The sequence below is a fragment of the Roseateles sp. P5_B10 genome (genome assembly GCF_056400485.1).
In genome coordinates, this window is sequence record NZ_JBFULE010001619.1 from 1 (window position 1) to 593 (window position 593).

General features: G+C 58.0%; 1 protein-coding gene. It reads right to left on the reverse strand.

Features of this window, described 5'->3' with window-relative positions; all coding sequences use genetic code 11:
• Window positions 1-343, reverse strand: a 343-nt coding sequence (locus AC1DU6_RS34935) for an MFS transporter (protein WP_477863122.1), incomplete at its 3' end; no start/stop codon positions are given.
• Window positions 344-593 lie beyond the last annotated feature (250 nt).

Below are 593 nucleotides of genomic sequence, written 5' to 3' on the forward strand. Positions count from 1 at the left end.
GCGCTGCGAGGCCGATCTGCGCATGCGTCGGCAGCAGACCGATCAGGACGGTGGAGACGCCCATGGTGAGCAATGCTGCGACCAGCGTGGTCTTGCGGCCGACGCGATCGCCGAAATGGCCGAACACGACGGCACCGAACGGGCGCGCAAAGAATGCGATCGAGAACACCGCGAAAGACGCCAGCAGCGCGGCGGTGTCGTTGCCGGCCGGGAAGAACAGTTTTGGAAACACCAGCACCGCGGCGGTGGCATAGACGTAGAAGTCGAAGAATTCGATCGTGGTGCCGATCAGGCTCGCCAGCAAAACGCGGGCGGGGGAATTCAGCGGCTTGGAATGCGGCATGGCCGCGGAGGGCATCGCGCCCGCGTGATCTGTCATGATGTTCGTCCAGCAAATGCGGTTTCGTCCGCAGATGCGTGACGTCAAACCCGTTGTTTACGGGTGCATAGCCGACCTTGGGCGGCGTTTGAATTCTTTATGACGAAATTTGCGCGATATCAGGTCAGATAAGACCGATATGCATGACTATTTGAGCAACATTGTTTCTTTTTAAATGTCTGGTTGTAGAAATGCAGCTCACGGGAAGGAATCC